Here is a 15972-nt window from a genome sequence, read left to right on the forward strand (position 1 = left end):
CCGGTACCATGAGCGAACACCTCGACGTCGTCATCGTGGGCGCCGGTATCTCCGGCATCAGCGCCGCCTGGCATCTGCAGGACCGCTGCCCGGGCAAGACCTACGCCATCCTGGAGCGCCGGGAGAATCTCGGCGGTACCTGGGACCTCTTCAAGTATCCGGGTATCCGCTCCGACTCGGACATGTTCACACTCGGCTTCCGGTTCAAGCCGTGGACCTCGGAGAAGGCGATCGCCGACGGGCCGTCGATCATGGCCTACCTCAAGGAGACAGTGGCCGAGTACGGCATCGACAAGCACATCCGCTATCAGCATCGCGTGCTGTCGGCGAACTGGTCGGATGAGAAGAACCACTGGACCGTGCGCGTCGAGCGCGACGGAGAGGAAGCCGAGATCACCGCGTCGTTCCTGTTCGCCGCGAGCGGCTACTACAACTACGACGAGGGTTACACCCCGGAGTTCGTCGGCCGTGACGACTTCGAGGGCACCGTCATCCATCCGCAGCACTGGCCCGAGGACCTCGACTATGAGGGCAAGAAGATCGTCGTGATCGGCAGCGGCGCGACCGCGGTCACCCTGATCCCGGCGTTGGCCAATTCGGGTGCCGGGCACGTCACGATGCTGCAGCGCTCACCGACCTATGTCGGGTCGCTGCCCGACGTGGATCCGTTCGCGGTTCGGACGAAAAAGACGCTTCCGGAAAAGCCCGCCTATGTGCTCAACCGCTGGAAGAGCATCCTGTTCCAGTCCGCGCAGTACCAGATCAGTCGCCGGTTCCCGAACTTCATGCGCAAGCAGCTGATGACCATGGCGCAGCGCCGGCTGCCCGAGGGCTACGACGTGCAGAAGCACTTCGGACCCCGCTACAACCCGTGGGACGAGCGGCTGTGCCTGGCGCCCAACGGCGATCTGTTCCGGACGATCCGCCACGGCAAGGCCGATGTCGTCACCGACACCATCGAGCGGTTCACCAAGACGGGCATCAAGCTCGCCTCCGGCGAGGAGCTCGAGGCCGACATCATCATCACCGCAACGGGTTTGAACCTGCAGCTGTTCGGCGGCGCGGCGATCATGCGCAACGGCGAGCCGATCGAGCTGAACGAGACCATGGCCTACAAGGGCATGATGCTGACCCACATGCCGAACATGGCATTCACCATCGGTTACACGAACGCATCATGGACGCTCAAGGCAGACCTGGTCTCCGAGTTCTTCTGCCGGGTGCTCAACTACATGGACGCCGAGGGATTCGATCGCTTCGAACCGATGCATCCCGGCAACAGCGTCGACGAACGCCCGCTGATGGACTTCACTCCCGGTTACGTCCTGCGCGCGCTCGACTACCTGCCGAAGGCCGGACATGTCCCGCCGTGGCGGCTCAAGCAGAACTACCTGCTCGACCTGCAGCTGATTCGTCGCGGCAAGGTCGACGACGAGGCCCTGGAGTTCACCAAACACCGTGCCTCGGTGAAGGCTTCGGCTTAAATTCGCTCGCGAGATGTACACCAGGGCTGTGATTCCACAATATTGACGACCCTGGTGTACGGTTCGCGATCAGTCTTGAGCGACCACGACGATGCCGTCGTCGTCGCTGTAAGCGACATGGCCCGGCTGGAACACGACACCGCCGAACTCGACCGCGACATCGCGTTCTCCGGCACCGGTTTTAGTGCTCTTGCGCGGATTGGTCCCCAGCGCTTTGATGCCGATGTCGAGGGTGCGCAACATCGCGGAGTCACGGACCGCGCCGTTGATGATCAGTCCGGCCCAGCCGTTTTCGACGCCGAGTCCGGCGATGACGTCGCCGACCAACGCGGAGTGCAGCGACCCGTCGCCGTCGATCACGAGCACTGCGCCGTCACCCGGCTCGGACAGCACCGACTTCAGCAACGCGTTGTCCTGGAAGCACTTCACCGTGACGATCGGCCCGGCGAACTCCGAACGCCCACCGAACTGGCGTAGTTGCAGATCACAGCTGCGCACGTCGGGGCCGATGTCGTCGACCAGGTCGGCGGTGGGGCGGGGTTCGATGCTCACCGGTCGATGTTAGCCACGATGATGTCGTGCACGAATTGCGCCAGCCCCGGCTCGACGTCGTCGTAGTAGCGCGTGAACCGCTCGTCGGCCAGATACATCTCGGCCAGGCGCACGTGCATGTCGTGATCGCAGTCGTAAAAGCGCTCGATGTTTTCGCGATGCCAGGCGGCCAGCTCGTTCGCACGCGATGTGCCGGGTACCACGTCGTCGCGGTGAGCCTCGGCCAGCGACGTCAACAGCGCATCGTTGTCGGCCTTGAACTCGATCCAGTCCTGCTTGGTCATCCGCGCCGTGCGCTGCTGCGACTGCTTCCACGCGTCGGTGCGACCCCACCGCTCCTCGGATTCGGCGGCGTACTCATCGAACACCGCGCTGCCGAAGATCTCGACCTGCTCGTCGGCGGTCAGTTGTATGCCACTGCGGTGTGAGCTCATCAGTTCCTCCACTGCCTTGATCGTGTGCTGCAGCCGGTCCGCCCGGTCCAGCAACAGCCGGTGCTGGCGCTCGAGGCGGTCGAGCACATCCCCGTCCCCATCCAGCAGGGCGCGGATCTCCTCGAGGGGCATGTCGAGCGACCGGTACACCAGCACCACGTGCAGCCGTTCGATGTCGGCGTCGGTGTAGCCGCGGTAGCCGGCTTCGGTGCGCACACTCGGCACCACTAGACCGATGTGGTCGTAATGGTGCAAGGTGCGTACCGAGACACCCGTCAGGGTGGCCACCGTGCCGACGGTCATGGCGTCCATAGCGCCACTATCGACCCTGACGCAGCGTGAGGGTCAAGCGTTTTTCGTCAGTCCTCGTCGTTTCCCCGGCGGATCAGCAGCACGACGATGATCGCCAGCACACCCGCAGCGATCGCCGCCGCAACCGGCAGCCGCGACGGTTCGGGCCCGATCAACGGCGTCGGCGGCGGCCCGGCCACCGGATTGCTGGCGGCGGCGACCGTCGACTTTGCCTGCGCAGCAGTCACTTTCGCCGCAGAATCAACATCATTGCCGGTAGCGGCGGCTTCAGTCGCGGGCGCTTTCTTCGCCGGCGCCTGTTGCACCGGACCCTTCTTGGCGGGTGCTTTCTTGGCGGGCGCCTTCTTCGCCGGTGCGGCCTTCTTCACCGTCTTCTTCGCGGGAGTCTTCTTGGCGGCCTTCTTGGCGGGAGTTTTCTTGGCGGGCGTCTTCTTCGCCGGCGGGGGAGGGATCAGCGGGTCGGGGGAGACGCTCGCCGACTCCGCGGCGGCGGGCTGCGGGGTCGACTGATCCGCCGGTGGTGTGCTGTGCGGCTGTTCGTCGGGTCGGCCCTGCTGGTCTGCCATCGGGCTGCTCCTTTGCAGTGTCTGGTCGCCAGGCCGGCCGAGCGTGCGGCCGGAAGTCGATCGGTCCATCATGCCAGGTCGGCTATGGCGCTACCCCGTGACGGCCAGACCAGCGGCCAGGACCAGCGCGACGAGCATCACCGCGGTTTCGACATGCGCCCGGGTTCGGGAAGCCACCGCCGTGGCGCGATGCGACCGTGCGGCGGGCAGCCACATCGTGCGGTTTCGCCAGCCGAGGACGACGAGCGCGACCGTCACCGCGATCTTGGCCGACACCAGCCGCCCGTAGCCCGTCGCGTACAACTCGGCCGGTGCGCCCAACCGGAGTGCGGCGCCTGCGACGCCGCCGACCAGCAGCACCACCACACAGATCAGCGACAGTGCGGAGAAGCGCGGCAGCATCCGAGCCCACTGTCCGCGGTGGTCGACGGTCAGCACCAGCGCCGCCAGCGCCCCGACCCACAACGCGGCCGCAAGGGTGTGCACGGTGACCGCCACACCACCCAACGGGCTGTTCGCGAAGTGCCCGGTCAGCTGGCGCGCGACGACTCCGACCGCCGCGCCGCCGATCACCGCGACATTCCACGACGCCGTCCGCGGTGCGACGAGCGCCGCCACGGCTATGGCGGTCGCGGCGGCGACCGCGAGCATGCCCGCCCGGCCCGCCGCGGTGGTCGTGGCGAAGTCGGCGGTGGTCTGCACGCCGAGGCGGAACACCGGTAGTGAGGCGGCTTGTGCGGCCGCGACGATCAGCCGGGTCAATTCGGCGAGCAGCCACAACACCGAGGCGACTGCCAGCGGTCGCGTCGAGCGGGCCAACAACTCGCCGCGGTGCCGCTCACCGTCGAGTACCGGCACCACCGCCAAGCCCAGCGTGACGACACCGGCGCAGTCGGCGACCACCCGCACCGCGGTCGCACCCAGCGACCCCTGCGGGTAGGCCAGCCCCCAGGTCAGGCCTGTCGCGGCGGTCGCGAGCACCACCCCGACGACCACAGTGCGTCGACGGGTCACGCGCGGCGCCGCACCGCCCACACCGCGCCCGCGGCGATGATGACGACCGCTCCCGCGAAGAACGGCCACACAGGGATGCCGTCATCGGCCGGGGCCTGGGCCGGTGCGGCCGCCGACGGGCCCGGTGTCCCGGTTCCCGGCACGCTCAGCTCGAACGACCAGGACCCGTTGACCACGTGTCCGTCCGCCGACGTGGCCCGGTAGTTCACGGTGTAACGCCCGGACGGTCCGAGTGGGCGCACACCGACGCTGAGGACGGCGCCCTGGACCTGCGGTTCGCCGGCCGACCACAGGTTGCCGTCGGGGCCGACGACGGTCATGGCCGCGAACTGCGGCTGCAGTGCCTCGCTGAACGTGGCGGACACCGTTTCAGGTGCCTCCGTCAGCCGGCTGTTCTCCGCAGGGTCCGACGCGATGCGGGTCGCATGCGCGGACGCGGTGCCCGCGGAGGCCAGCATTCCGATCGTCAGCCAGAGGAGCAGGGCCGCACCGGCGGCGACGGTGGTGAGGGCACGACGGGGCACCCTGGTGATGGTTCTCATCGAATGTGTCTTTCTCAAGCCGTTGGTATGTCGATCAGCGCGCGGGGCTGACCGGCGGTCCGCGATGAGAAATCGAAGCGGCGAGAAGCAGCGCAGAACGAAGCGGTTGTTCGGCCTGCCGGACGATGGGACGACCCGGCGGTGCGACCGGCGGACACACCACGCGCACCGCGACGCGCACCGCGCGCGTCACGACGCGGCACAACCGGTCGCCGGCCGCGATCAGCACCGCCCCCACGCCGACCGCCACCGCATGGGCGCCGACCATCGTCGCGGTCTGCGGCGCATGGATATGCCCGGAGACACCCAGCACGATGTGGCCGGCGATCTGTCCCCACGCCAGAATCGCAAGCAGGACAGGCGTTTTCGAACCGGCGGAGAGGGTGGTGGTCAACGTGCCGACGGTCGCGGCGACGATGACCAGCGCCACGATCGCGGCACCGTCCAGCGGCTCGGCACCGCCGTAACCGTGTGCGGCCACGGCGAGCGTCGCCGTCAGCAGACCCGCAGCCGCGCCACGAAGGCGGGCTGCGGAGCCGGACGGCGACACTGTCAGCTCAGCTCACGCCGAGCCGAGCCATCAGGTCGGCGTCGATTCCGTCGAGTTGCCGTTCGATGGCGGCGTGCGCAGACCGGCGCCGCGACGGCGGCATGTGCTCGGCGGCGGCGATCGCGGCGGACAGGTCCCCGAGACGCTCGGTGATCACCCCGACGAACTGCTTGGTCTCGGCGTCCTTCGGCTTCTTGTCGGAGACGAGCCGCAACGACTGTTCGGCACCGGAGATGCGCGCCGACAGCTGGGCGCCGTGGCCGTTGAACTGGCCGACCTGGCTGAGCGGAACACCGAGCCGGTCCGCCCGGCGCTGATCGGCATAGCCGCGCGCGGCGATGGCCGCGCGGTAGCCGACGGGCACGACGATCGGAGCGAGTAAGCGGATGACGGTGAGCACGCGACGGATCCGGCCGGGGGCGAACAGCTTGCCTTCGCGGGCCGCCTTCAGCTGCGTCTCGGCCACCTTAAGGGCTGCGCGGTCACTGTCGCGCTGGGCCTTGAGCTGCGCTTTGAGCGCGTGGGCCTCGGCCCGGTGGGCGGACTTGATGCGACGGGCTTCGTTCTTGGCGGCCAGCTTGGCCTCCAATTTCGCCTTCGCCTTGATCGCGCGGGCCTCGGCCCTGCGGGTGGCGCGGGTTTTGCGTCGCTTGAACGGGCTCATCCCGGCTGCCTCCCGGCGGTCTTCTCGATTGCTGACGTCATGGCTGTGCGCGTTGTTGGTGCAGCACAACCCTATCGTTCACAGCGTTCGGCCTGCGGGCGGCTCGGCGCCGACGAGAGGGCGCCGAGTCCGTCTTGGCTGCATGGCGTATTGAGGGCATGCTTATACAGACCGCAAAGTTCGCGAACTGACTGAAGAAGCCGCCCATCAAGACGGCGGACAGCGCATAGTGAACTAGTCGGAAGGGGGATCCATGCCAGCTAACCGCCGTGTCACCCGCGCGGTCGGGGCCGTGCTCGAACTGGCGCCGCGACAGGGAGAGGTGTCGCTGACCCGGCTCGTCGAGGCCGTCAGCGAAGACCGCAAACGACCCATCGAGCTCAAGATGGCCGAGCTGCCGCCCGGTGTCTGCGGGCAGTGGCGCCAATACAACGACCACGACGTGTTCCTGATACAGAAGGGTCTGCCCGCGTGGGACCGCACCCTGGCCCACGAGCTGGGACACCTGGTGCTGGGCCACGACGGTATCCCCGTCGCGCAGGCCGCCGAAGAGAGCACCGAGTTCGCCAGCTCCGATCTGATCAGCTACATGCTCAACCAGCGGACCGGTTGTATGGGTCCGGCCGGTGAGGAGGCCGAGCAGGAGGCGGAGGATTTCGCGGCCCTGCTGCTGTACCGGTTGGGCAGGCTTCCTTCGGACCGTTCGTCAATCGTCCAGGTGCGGCTCGGAGAGGCGTTTGGTTGATCGTCTGGGTGATCGCCGGTCTGCTCGGACTGGCCACCGGACTACGCATCGGATGGGCGCTGGTCAATAAGCAGAGCCTGGTGAGCACCGCGATGATCGTCGCGCTGGCAAGCCTGGCGTTGATCGCCGCGTTGAACTGGCAGCCCCTGACACTGCTCATCGACCGGTTGCTGCGCTGGCCCAACATCTCGCTTGGCCTGTCCCAGGTGGCGCTCGTCGCGTGCGCCGCGGGCAGCTGCGTGATGATCACGACCGTGTCATCGGTGCGCAAACCGGCGACCATCCGCAAGATCGCGTTCGCGCAGTACGGCGTCGCGGCGGTGATCGCGGTGGTGACCGCGGTGGCCTTCTTCTCCGCGGGCCGTCAGCCCGAAATGTCGCCCCAGGAATACCTGCAGCGCAACCTCAGTGGCGGTGGGAACACGCTGCCGTGGCTGCTGCCGCTGCTCTACGTGCTGCTGGCATTGTCGCTGGTCTCGTGGGCGGGGCTGCGTTATTCAAACCGCAGCCGCCGGGGGCGCGCGCTGTTCGTGTTCACGATCGGCATCGTGCTGATCGTGGTGGCCTCGGCCTTCTTCTTCCTACGCGCCCTCGACAGTGACGGACCGGTCGGCGTCGGCGCCGCAGCGACGCTGCTGGGCTGCGCGATGCTGGTTGTCGCCGCGGGATCGCTGCTGCCCAGCATCGAGGACTGGTTCGGCGCCAGGCGCGAACTGCGGGCGATCCAGCCGATCCTGACCGAGCTGGGCCGCAGACACCCCGACATCGGTATCGGTGTCCGGCCGCGCGGCCCGCTCGTCTTCCGGGTCGCAGAACGGATGTCGTTGATCTCCGACGCGCTCTACCTGGAAGCCACGGCCGCCGAACACCGGCGCAAACTCCGGGTCGACCCGCGCGGCGCGGTGTCCGGTGATGACGCCGAGCCGGACGAGACAGCCCTCGAATCCCCGCCGGTTCCGCCGCAGGAACAGGCCCGGGCGATCGCCGAGTGGATCTACTCCGGGACCGAGAGCGCTTCGGAGGACAGGCGCGTCGATTTTCCCGGACTGGGGTGGCTGAACCAGCCCAGCGAGTATTCAGACCGTGAATGGATCCTGGAGATCGCCGAGCAGTACAGAGCACTGACCGTCGCGACGGCGCGACGGGTCAAGCAGCGTAGCTGGTAGCGCGACCCCACTTCGCCAGCTATGGGGCGGAGGGCCGCACCGGGCTAATCGTCGAGATGCTCGCGGCGGCGCAGCTCATCGACCTTTAGGGCGATGTCCTGCTGGGCCTCCGGCGACAAGCCGACGGTGCGCGCGGCAATACGGCGGACGCCCTCGTCGCGCATGCTTGCGAGCCAGGTCAGCTCCTTGTCGAGCTTCTCGTAGTACTCGTCGTCGGTGAAGTAGGCCGGCTTGATCCGGAAGAAGTTGGCAAGAGCGGCCATGGTGGTGGCAGAGGGGTTGGTGCGGTTGCCCGAGCGCAGCTGCGAGAGGTACGGAGCGGACATGGTGACGCCCTCGGCCTTCAGTGCCGCGATCACCTCTGCCGAGGTGTGCGGGCCGCGTCCCGGCGGGTAGACCGTGTCAAACAGCCGGTTCAGGCGAGCGGCGAACGTCGTGCTCATCGATATGACCTCCACATGCATTGGACGAGCGGTGTACAAGCGGCGTATTTGCTGATCATCGTAGCGAGTGTTGTGGCCACAACCAAGTGCAAACCCGGGAAAAGTTGATCCGCCCCCGCGCTTGACGCCCGCTACTGTGCCGGCTGCGACGCATTCCGCGTGCGCCGACGCCTCTACCATACGGTGCGACGAAGCAAACAACGGCGGCTTTGTCGAGCTAGTTTTGCTCAGAAATCGGACAGGCGTCCACAGGGGACCCGACGACCGCCGCCGGCAACATCAGTTGCATGCATTCTGGCGCCACGCCGGGTTTGCCACATACCGCACGGATGGTCGCGGAGCGCCCAGTGTCGGACCGTCGAAGGCGCAGGTCGAGGTCAGGACCCCTGGGTGGAGGGCTGGGATGTCTCGGCAGGCACGGGTGCCCTGCGGCGGCGGATGAGCCAGACCATCAGCACCGAGACGGTGACGGAAGCGGTGACCGCCACGGCCACCCACCGCAAACCCAGCGCACTGTCGAACAGCAGCCACAGGCCGAAAAGAAGGAACAGGACGCTGGCCAGGCCGTGCAGGAACCGTTCCGGAAGCCTGCGGTGCATCAGCCTGCCCGCAGCGATCGCGGCGCCGTCGGCCAGAACCATGCCCGCGGTCGCACCGATCCACACCCCCGCCCAATTGTGTTCGCTGGCCAGGGCGACGGTGGCCAGCATCGTCTTGTCGCCGAGTTCGGCCAGCACGAACGACGACACGATCGCGGGGACGACGAATCGCGGCTCGGCGATCCGAATCTCGTCGTCGTGCCCGCTTTCGCGCCACGTCCACACCGCGAACAACAGGAATGCGATGGCGGCAACGAACGCGATCGGGCGTTCGGGCAGCGTCACCCCGAGAAAGTGTCCGACCGCGACGGACAGGCCGTGAACCAGCATCGCGGCGATCCCGACCCCGGAGAGCACGACCCACCATCGGTGCCGCAGCGAGTAGGTCATGGTGATCAGCTGCGACTTGTCGCCGAGTTCGGCGACGAAAACCACGGCCAGACTGACCACGATGGCGGCGAGCATTCAGACGACCCTTTCGACGCGTCGCCGACATAGCGATGTTCATGCCCCGTCGGCTTCGGTCGAAGGTCTCGCCCACCACACCTTCGGATGTGTGGTTCGCCGGCCGGGCTTGCGCCAGTATGTCGACACGACGATTGGGGGCTACTCCCCTTCGCTTACTGAACCGACCATAGCTTCGGTAGCGCGGATGTGCCAGTGCCACGTAGGGTTTCGGGCACCCGAATCCACCGTTCAGGCACCCGAATCAAATGCTTCGAAAGCCCTTATGCCGCAAGCAGCATCGCGAGAATCGCAGTGTCCGGGTGGCTGATCGGGTCCAGGCCGACGCGGCTCACCATGGAGGTCACTGTTCCGTCGGATTCGGCTTCCACCCATGCTGCGCGGTGCTCGAGACCGAGATGGGGCAGGCCGGGCAGCAACACGCAACCGGAGGCCGCGCCGCTGCACTCCGGCAGTGACGGTGTGGTTTCCGACGGGGGATGCAGCATCAACAGGGCCGGCGGCTGGTGCTCGGCGAAATAACCTGGCGGTACCGCTGATTCACCGACCACGGTGCCTTCGGCAAGGACGAGGCCGACCGTATTGGGCTCAGGCTCGTCGGGCAGCTCTTCACGGGCACCGAAAATCGTTGTCGTGGACAACAACCCCGGAAGCGATGCCACGCGCACGGCGACCATCAGCAACTGAGCCCACTCCTTGGTCGAATCCGGCCAGCGACCCGAGATGACGAATCCCTTGAGTGAACCGCGTGAATGAAAGGGGGCGATCTCGATCGCCTTGCCCGACTCCCTCTCCATATCGCCTCCGCGCCATCGGTGTTCGGACGCCGGCCTCTGGCCGACTGATGGCCCGACACGCCAGTGGGTCGATTTGCTCAGCATGCGGCAGAACTCGGCTGGCACGCAAGTGGACACGACTGCTAATCACCGGAATTGGCTCGGGCAGTCCACAGCACGCGATACGAACCGGCCGCCGGGATCCAACCGAATTCGTGGGAGTCGACGGCACCGGGGGCGCCCGGATTGTCCGAGCGCGCTTCAAAGATCACGTCGCGACCGTCGGCGTAGACATCGCCGACCCGCTTGACGAGCCACCGTGTCGAACGCCGCGGATCCTGGAACACCCGTAGCTGCCCGCGCCGAATGCTCCCGCCCCGCAGGGCCAATAGGCCATCCCCTGGGCCGACCGTCGGGCGCATCGAGTCGTCGACCACTCGGAACAACCGCAGAGGCCAGCGTCGCGGTGTCTGGTTGCGGCGCACCTCCAAAGGGTAGGTTAGGTACATGCTGCATCGATTGTTGAACCACGCGACCCCCGCCCATGCCCACTGCGATCTCTACTGCGGCGTCTATGACCCCGCGCAGGCCAAAATCGAGGCGCTCTCGTGCCTCAAGACGATCCAGAAGTACCACGACTCAGACGATGAGCACTTCCGCGCGCGCTGCATCATCATCAAGGAGCGGCAGGCCGAGGAGGTCAAACATCACCTGATGGTGCTGTGGGCCGACTTCTTCGCCAAGGATCACTTCGAGCAGTTCCCCAACCTGCATCAGCTGTTCTGGGACGGCGTGCACGGCGCGGGCGACGTCAAGAAGTCGCTCGATGTCGCCGTCGCCGAGAAGCTGCTCAAGACGATCGACGAGATCGCCGACATCTTCTGGCAGACCGACAAGGGCAAGCAGATGGGTGTCTATCCGCCCGCCTGAAAACCTTCTCGACACCAAGAAGCCGCCGAGTCATAGACCCGGCGGCTTTGTCGTGTTGTCACGAAGAAGTCGTATCCTCGCGAAGGAGTCGGCGGCTCGTCGTCAGAACAGGACGATCAGGGCCAGCACGACCAGGAGCACCAGCGCGATCACGCCGGCGCGCAGTAACGCCATCAGCTGGCTGCGGTTGTAGGCGGCGGGCGTCGAGGACTGCCACTTCGTGGGGGGCATCGCCGAACCCGATCCCATCGAAGATGTCATGAACCCCTCCTGACCTGCATGTTTCACGTTCCCCCGGGTGAGATCTATCACAACTGCTGGTTGTGACGCCGATCATAGCCCCTTGCGTCGAACCGGAAAAATCGGCTCGCGCGCACCACGGAATGTGGGTGCGGCCGGCTCAAGTCGCGGTTAGCGGGACTAGGGATTTCGCTCGCCGCCCGACCGCCTGTTGATGGGAGCGCCCAAACGTCGACCGCTTATCCACAGCGATCCTCAGGAAAAACACAGATTCAGCGGCTCAAGGCGGGTTCTCCGATGTCGCGGCTTGTGGATGAACCTGTGGAAATTGTGGATAGGTGGTCATTGCTGTCGCCGCGAGCCGGCCGGCGGCATGTCAGCATTGACGCATGAACGAGGCTGAAATCGCGCAGGTCGACGTTGCCGACGTGCCGACGACCTTCGACGCCGGCTTGATCCTGCTCGACGTACGCGAAGACGATGAGTGGGCACGCGGGCATGCCCCGGATGCGCGGCACATCCCGATGGGACAGGTCCCAGCGCGTCTGGCGGAGATCGACGTCGACGCGCAGGTGTTCGTGATCTGCGCAGCCGGTGGGCGGTCGCAGAGCGTGGCGCAGTACCTGGCCAGGAACGGCTATTCACCGGTCAACGTCAGCGGCGGCATGTACGCCTGGGCCGGTGCCGGCCGACCGATCGTGACCGACGACGGCGGGCCGGGTGTGGTCTGACGCATCGTCGCTACGCTGGTCGAATGGTCGGGCGAGGAGTGAAGTGATTCCGCGCGCGCGAGGAGCGAAATGATTCAGGTGTGTTCGGCGTGCGGAACCCGGTGGAACGTGCGCGACCGGCGCCGGACGTGGTGTCCGCGGTGCAACGGATCGCTGATGCCGCCATCGGCGTCTGCGCCGGACACCGCGAACGCCCAGTGGAGCGCACGGTCCGCGGCCGCAGCGCCCGGCCCGCGGCCGCAGCTGCCACCGGGATACCGCTGGATCGCCGTGCGGCCGGGCGCACCGCCGCATCCGCGGCGCCCGAAGCGCGCGCTCGGCCCGACACCTCGCTACGCGACCATCCCGCGATGGGGACTTGTCGACCAGCCCGCGCCGGTCGACCAACAGCAGGAGGCGCCGCGCCGCGGCCCGTCGCCGGGCATGGTGACGGGCACGCTGCTCCTAACGATGGCGGTGCTGGGCGCCGCGGCGCTGATCCACCTCGCGCGCTACGTGCTGCTGATCATCAACCGGTCGGTGTTGCTGCCCCCGTGGATCGCCGCGATCGCGACCTGGTTCGGTGTCGTACTCAGCGTCGTTGCCGCGTTCATGGTGGTGGCCAGCCTCATCGTGCTGACGAACTGGCTCATCGCCAGGCGGGCCGCCGCCTACACCTACCGGGGAACGACGGACCCTCGATCCTCCTGGCGACTCCAGGCCGGCTGCCTGCTCCCGTTCGTCAATCTGTTCTGGGCGCCGGTGTTCGTCCTCGAACTGGCGGGCGTCGAGGAGCGGCTCAGCTATCTGCGCAGGCCGATCGCGGTGTGGTGGCTTGCGTGGGTAGCCAGCTACGCGGTGTCGATCTGGTCGATCGCGACCAGCTTCACCCGCGATGCGCAGGGAATCGCCGACAACACGATGACCACGATGATCGCCTATCTGCTGGCGCTGACCACCCTGCTGCTCGCCATGAAGGTCGTTTCCGGTTTCGAACGGCAGCCGGTCGAGCGCCCGAGCAAGCGCTGGGTGATCGTCCCCGACGACAGCAGGCCGGCGGAGGATCGACCCGAGCCCGAGGCTCCGGTTGAGTCGCACGGGCAGGACCCGGCAGCATAGGCCCTATGACAGGCGACTCCGAAGCCGCCGAGAACGCGACTTCCGGACCGACGCCCGGGGGCCATCCCTTCGTCGTGGCGCACCGCGGCGCGTCGGCCGACCGTCCCGAGCACACGCTCGCGGCGTACGAGCTTGCGCTGCAGCAGGGCGCCGACGGCGTGGAATGCGATGTGCGGCTCACCCGCGACGGCCACCTGGTGTGTGTGCACGACCGACGGGTCGACCGCACGTCGAACGGAACGGGGCTCGTCAGCGACATGACGCTCGCCCAACTGCGCGAGCTCGACTACGGCGGTTGGCATCCAAGCCGCAATGCCGTTGAGGTGCAAGGTGATACGGGCTTGCTCACCCTCGAAGGGCTGATCTCTCTTGTGCTCGATTGGAACCGGCCGGTCAAGGTGTTCATCGAAACCAAGCACCCTGTCCGGTTCGGTGGGCTGGTGGAGAGCAAGGTGCTGGCGCTGCTGCACCGGTTCGGGATCGCCTCCCCGGCATCGGCGGACCTGTCGCGCGCCGTGGTGATGTCGTTCTCGGCGGCCGCGGTGTGGCGAATCCGACGCGCGGCCCCGATGTTGCCGACCGTGTTGCTCGGCGAGACGTCGCGCTACCTCGGCGGCAGCGCCGCCACGACCGTCGGCGCCACCGCGGTCGGGCCGTCGATCGCCACACTGAGGGAGCATCCGGAGTTGGTCGACCGGGCGGCCGCGCAAGGCCGCGCGCTGTACTGCTGGACCGTCGATCATTTCGAGGACGTGCAGTACTGCCGCGACCTCGGTGTGGCATGGGCCGCGACCAACCACCCCGGCCGCACCAAGGATTGGCTGCAGAACGGTCTGGCCGGCGCCGCCGGTCGCGATTAGCCGCGCTCAGATCCGCGCGACGCTCAGAGGCTGCCTCCCGCGACCTTCGGTGCGCCGACGTCCTTCGACGTCGAACCGAGCTCGCGCGCTACGAAGTCCTCCAGGCGGAAAAGGTCGTCGCCGGCCCGGTCGGCGATGCGCACCAACGTCGTCATCTGCGCGACTTCCTCGATCTGCTCACCGAGGAACCATTGCATGAACTGCTCGCCGAGGTAGTCGCCCTCGTCGCGGGCCACGCCGGCCAGCCGGCCGATCTGCTCGGTGACGGTGCGCTCCAGATCGAGGGCCAGCACGAGCGCATCGCGCGGAGCATCGAAGGCGTTGCGCACCGCGTCGACCCCGGGGATCTCGAATTCGACGTCGCGGTCGAGGAGGTACTGGACCAGCATCATGGCGTGATTGCGCTCTTCGACCGACTGCCGGTAGAAATGCTTGGCCAGCTGCGGAAGGTCGGCTCCGTCGAAGTAAACGGCGATGGCGAGGTATTGCTGCGCGGCGCCGAACTCGTTGCGCATCTGCTCTTGCAGCAGGGCGTGGAATTTGGTGTCGGATGCTTCAGCAGTGGTCATGGACGCCACGATATCCCAGCTCAGAGGCCATAGTCAGCGAAGGTCGACCTAACAGAGGTCAGGTTTACCTTAATGAGTCGACCCTTTGTGACGGCGGTTACGCGCCCGGATGAATGTTTGCTGAAGGTGCGTCAGGGCTGCGCGTCGAGAACGTCCTGCGGTACCGGGGAGTCGGTCCGCAGCGCCTCGAACAACTGGCTTGCCAGGGCGTCGTCCCAGACCACGACCGAGCCGGCGTCACCGCTGGAGTACTCCCCGATGGGGACGGTGGTGGTGAGGACGTCTCCGTGCATCGCCCAGGCGAGCCGGGCCAGGTTCCACACGTGATCGTCCTCGTTGACGGTGAAGGTGCGGCCGGCGGCTTCGGCCATCGGATACCAGCGCAGCGGGTTGAGCAGCACCGACGGGCTGGTGGCGCGGTGCAGCAGCGCGGACATGAACTCCTGCTGGTGAACCATGCGGTCGAGGTCCGCGCGCGGGGTGGCCCTGGTGCGGACGAACCCCAGCGCGCTGCGGCCGTCGAGCTTCTGGCATCCGGCCGGCAGGTCGATGCCGGCAAGGGGATCGCTGATGGGCTCGGCGGGACACATCGTCACACCACCGACCGCGTCGACCATGGTCGCGAACCCGTCGAAGCCGATCTCGGCGTAGCGGTCGATCCGCAGGCCCGTCGCCTCTTCGACCGTCTGGGCGAGCAATTGCGGGCCGCCCACCGAGTACGCGGCGTTGATCTTGTCGCTGCCGTAGCCCGGGATCGACACGTAGGAGTCACGAGGTATCGACACCATCGTCGTGTCGGTGCTCGAGGCGATGCCGGGGATGTGCACAAGCAGGATCGTGTCGGTGCGGCCGTTGCCCATGTCCCCGCCGGTGGTCAGCTGCGCCTGTTGTTCAGGGGTCAGGTTCTGACGGCTGTCCGATCCGACGAGCAGCCACGTGGTGCCCGCGCCCGCGGCGGGCCGGCCGGCGTAATCGGCCAGCGCGGGGATGCGCTGCAGTGACGAGTCCATCCAGATGCCACCGGCCACGACCGCCGTCACGGCCAGTAACAGCACCACCAACAGCAGTCGGCCCCAATGCCGTTGGCGCCGAGCGCGTTTCGGCTTCGTCGGGGCTGCAGGCGGCGGTGGCGGTTGGGGTCGTGGTGCCGGTCCGCGGGCGGCCGTGGGGCGAGCGCCTGCCCGAGGTGGCGGCGGAGGCGGTGTGCGTCGGGGTGTCTCTTATACACATCT

The 15972-nt window shown here is 67.1% G+C and carries 21 protein-coding genes; 7 read left to right on the plus strand and 14 right to left on the minus strand.

Annotated features, from left to right (window positions below; translation table 11 throughout):
* Positions 1-8 precede the first annotated feature (8 nt).
* On the plus strand, positions 9-1484 hold the full coding sequence (locus tag A5759_RS09380; protein ID WP_068196606.1) for an NAD(P)/FAD-dependent oxidoreductase: 1476 nt from the start codon (positions 9-11) through the stop codon (positions 1482-1484).
* Between the two features lie 69 nt (positions 1485-1553).
* On the opposite strand, the gene rraA is transcribed toward A5759_RS09380, so the two are convergent.
* The 7 genes from rraA to A5759_RS09415 form a co-directional block, all read right to left on the minus strand.
* Positions 1554-2036 (minus strand): ribonuclease E activity regulator RraA, encoded by a 483-nt coding sequence (rraA, locus tag A5759_RS09385; protein ID WP_068196607.1) that lies wholly within the window; start codon positions 2034-2036, stop codon positions 1554-1556.
* Positions 2033-2782, minus strand: a complete 750-nt coding sequence (locus A5759_RS09390; RefSeq protein WP_068196608.1) for a MerR family transcriptional regulator — start codon at positions 2780-2782, stop codon at positions 2033-2035. Before A5759_RS09390 ends, rraA begins: the two co-directional genes overlap by 4 nt.
* Positions 2783-2829: 47 nt before the next feature.
* Positions 2830-3348 carry a hypothetical protein gene (locus tag A5759_RS09395; RefSeq protein ID WP_068196610.1) on the minus strand — a complete coding sequence of 173 codons (519 nt, stop codon included), beginning with the start codon at positions 3346-3348 and terminating at the stop codon, positions 2830-2832.
* 90 nt (positions 3349-3438) lie between these two features.
* Positions 3439-4362: a CopD family protein gene (locus A5759_RS09400; RefSeq protein ID WP_231984600.1), complete on the minus strand. Its 924-nt coding sequence runs from the start codon at positions 4360-4362 to the stop codon at positions 3439-3441.
* Positions 4359-4820, minus strand: coding sequence for a copper resistance CopC family protein (locus A5759_RS09405; protein ID WP_231984602.1), 462 nt, complete (start codon positions 4818-4820; stop codon positions 4359-4361). The genes A5759_RS09400 and A5759_RS09405 overlap by 4 nt, the downstream gene beginning before the upstream one ends.
* 118 nt (positions 4821-4938) lie before the next feature.
* Positions 4939-5454, minus strand: a complete 516-nt coding sequence (locus A5759_RS09410) for a hypothetical protein (RefSeq protein ID WP_082962060.1) — start codon at positions 5452-5454, stop codon at positions 4939-4941.
* Between the two features lie 7 nt (positions 5455-5461).
* Positions 5462-6118, minus strand: a complete 657-nt coding sequence (locus tag A5759_RS09415) for a DUF6474 family protein (RefSeq protein ID WP_068196621.1) — start codon at positions 6116-6118, stop codon at positions 5462-5464.
* A 253-nt stretch (positions 6119-6371) separates the two neighbouring features.
* On the opposite strand from A5759_RS09415, the gene A5759_RS09420 reads away from it, so the two are divergent.
* The gene (locus A5759_RS09420) at positions 6372-6863 is read left to right on the plus strand and encodes an ImmA/IrrE family metallo-endopeptidase (protein ID WP_064418186.1); all 492 of its coding nucleotides are present in this window, start codon (positions 6372-6374) and stop codon (positions 6861-6863) included.
* Positions 6860-8029 carry a hypothetical protein gene (locus A5759_RS09425; protein ID WP_068196624.1) on the plus strand — a complete coding sequence of 390 codons (1170 nt, stop codon included), beginning with the start codon at positions 6860-6862 and terminating at the stop codon, positions 8027-8029. Before A5759_RS09420 ends, A5759_RS09425 begins: the two co-directional genes overlap by 4 nt.
* Positions 8030-8073: 44 nt before the next feature.
* On the opposite strand, the gene A5759_RS09430 is transcribed toward A5759_RS09425, so the two are convergent.
* From A5759_RS09430 to A5759_RS09445, 4 genes are all read right to left on the minus strand, one after another.
* Complete coding sequence (locus A5759_RS09430) at positions 8074-8472, minus strand: helix-turn-helix transcriptional regulator (RefSeq protein WP_064418199.1); 399 nt, start codon at positions 8470-8472, stop codon at positions 8074-8076.
* Between the two features lie 377 nt (positions 8473-8849).
* Positions 8850-9536 carry a TMEM165/GDT1 family protein gene (locus A5759_RS09435; RefSeq protein ID WP_068196628.1) on the minus strand — a complete coding sequence of 229 codons (687 nt, stop codon included), beginning with the start codon at positions 9534-9536 and terminating at the stop codon, positions 8850-8852.
* A gap of 263 nt (positions 9537-9799) precedes the next feature.
* Complete coding sequence (locus A5759_RS09440) at positions 9800-10333, minus strand: peptidase (protein WP_068196631.1); 534 nt, start codon at positions 10331-10333, stop codon at positions 9800-9802.
* 122 nt (positions 10334-10455) lie between these two features.
* Positions 10456-10734, minus strand: coding sequence for a S26 family signal peptidase (locus A5759_RS09445; RefSeq protein WP_231984603.1), 279 nt, complete (start codon positions 10732-10734; stop codon positions 10456-10458).
* An 85-nt stretch (positions 10735-10819) separates the two neighbouring features.
* Here A5759_RS09445 and sodN point away from each other — a divergent pair, with 85 nt between their 5' ends.
* A complete protein-coding gene (gene sodN, locus A5759_RS09450) occupies positions 10820-11242 on the plus strand; it encodes a superoxide dismutase, Ni (protein WP_064395071.1) in 423 nt (140 codons plus the stop codon).
* Positions 11243-11344: 102 nt separating this feature from the next.
* Here the strand turns inward: sodN and A5759_RS09455 are convergent, their stop codons facing one another.
* Positions 11345-11503: a hypothetical protein gene (locus A5759_RS09455; RefSeq protein WP_156616872.1), complete on the minus strand. Its 159-nt coding sequence runs from the start codon at positions 11501-11503 to the stop codon at positions 11345-11347.
* A 368-nt stretch (positions 11504-11871) separates the two neighbouring features.
* Between A5759_RS09455 and A5759_RS09460 the strand changes: the two genes are divergently transcribed.
* The 3 genes from A5759_RS09460 (at position 11872) to A5759_RS09470 (ending at position 14171) form a co-directional block, all read left to right on the plus strand.
* On the plus strand, positions 11872-12213 hold the full coding sequence (locus A5759_RS09460; RefSeq protein ID WP_068196633.1) for a rhodanese-like domain-containing protein: 342 nt from the start codon (positions 11872-11874) through the stop codon (positions 12211-12213).
* Positions 12214-12282: 69 nt separating this feature from the next.
* Positions 12283-13311, plus strand: coding sequence for a DUF4328 domain-containing protein (locus A5759_RS09465; RefSeq protein ID WP_064395074.1), 1029 nt, complete (start codon positions 12283-12285; stop codon positions 13309-13311).
* 5 nt (positions 13312-13316) lie between these two features.
* The gene (locus tag A5759_RS09470; protein WP_064418189.1) at positions 13317-14171 is read left to right on the plus strand and encodes a glycerophosphodiester phosphodiesterase; all 855 of its coding nucleotides are present in this window, start codon (positions 13317-13319) and stop codon (positions 14169-14171) included.
* Between the two features lie 23 nt (positions 14172-14194).
* On the opposite strand, the gene A5759_RS09475 is transcribed toward A5759_RS09470, so the two are convergent.
* Complete coding sequence (locus A5759_RS09475) at positions 14195-14740, minus strand: ferritin (protein WP_064395091.1); 546 nt, start codon at positions 14738-14740, stop codon at positions 14195-14197.
* Between the two features lie 131 nt (positions 14741-14871).
* Positions 14872-15750 carry an LCP family protein gene (locus A5759_RS09480; protein ID WP_082693870.1) on the minus strand — a complete coding sequence of 293 codons (879 nt, stop codon included), beginning with the start codon at positions 15748-15750 and terminating at the stop codon, positions 14872-14874.
* Positions 15751-15972: the final 222 nt, after the last annotated feature.

The organism is Mycobacterium sp. 852014-52144_SCH5372336, assembly GCF_001665615.1.
GTDB lineage: Bacteria > Actinomycetota > Actinomycetes > Mycobacteriales > Mycobacteriaceae > Mycobacterium > Mycobacterium neumannii_A.

Coding starts and splice junctions, on each gene's coding strand:
- A5759_RS09480 (WP_082693870.1), bottom strand. CDS start 15,750: ATGGACTCGTCACTGCAGCGCATCCCCGCGCTGGCCGATTACGCCGGC.
- A5759_RS09420 (WP_064418186.1), top strand. CDS start 6,372: ATGCCAGCTAACCGCCGTGTCACCCGCGCGGTCGGGGCCGTGCTCGAA.
- A5759_RS09395 (WP_068196610.1), bottom strand. CDS start 3,348: ATGGCAGACCAGCAGGGCCGACCCGACGAACAGCCGCACAGCACACCA.
- A5759_RS09380 (WP_068196606.1), top strand. CDS start 9: ATGAGCGAACACCTCGACGTCGTCATCGTGGGCGCCGGTATCTCCGGC.
- A5759_RS09405 (WP_231984602.1), bottom strand. CDS start 4,820: ATGCTGGCCTCCGCGGGCACCGCGTCCGCGCATGCGACCCGCATCGCG.
- A5759_RS09390 (WP_068196608.1), bottom strand. CDS start 2,782: ATGGACGCCATGACCGTCGGCACGGTGGCCACCCTGACGGGTGTCTCG.
- sodN (WP_064395071.1), top strand. CDS start 10,820: ATGCTGCATCGATTGTTGAACCACGCGACCCCCGCCCATGCCCACTGC.
- A5759_RS09455 (WP_156616872.1), bottom strand. CDS start 11,503: ATGACATCTTCGATGGGATCGGGTTCGGCGATGCCCCCCACGAAGTGG.
- A5759_RS09445 (WP_231984603.1), bottom strand. CDS start 10,734: ATGCGCCCGACGGTCGGCCCAGGGGATGGCCTATTGGCCCTGCGGGGC.
- A5759_RS09440 (WP_068196631.1), bottom strand. CDS start 10,333: ATGGAGAGGGAGTCGGGCAAGGCGATCGAGATCGCCCCCTTTCATTCA.
- A5759_RS09475 (WP_064395091.1), bottom strand. CDS start 14,740: ATGACCACTGCTGAAGCATCCGACACCAAATTCCACGCCCTGCTGCAA.
- A5759_RS09435 (WP_068196628.1), bottom strand. CDS start 9,536: ATGCTCGCCGCCATCGTGGTCAGTCTGGCCGTGGTTTTCGTCGCCGAA.
- A5759_RS09470 (WP_064418189.1), top strand. CDS start 13,317: ATGACAGGCGACTCCGAAGCCGCCGAGAACGCGACTTCCGGACCGACG.
- A5759_RS09430 (WP_064418199.1), bottom strand. CDS start 8,472: ATGAGCACGACGTTCGCCGCTCGCCTGAACCGGCTGTTTGACACGGTC.
- A5759_RS09460 (WP_068196633.1), top strand. CDS start 11,872: ATGAACGAGGCTGAAATCGCGCAGGTCGACGTTGCCGACGTGCCGACG.
- A5759_RS09465 (WP_064395074.1), top strand. CDS start 12,283: ATGATTCAGGTGTGTTCGGCGTGCGGAACCCGGTGGAACGTGCGCGAC.
- A5759_RS09415 (WP_068196621.1), bottom strand. CDS start 6,118: ATGAGCCCGTTCAAGCGACGCAAAACCCGCGCCACCCGCAGGGCCGAG.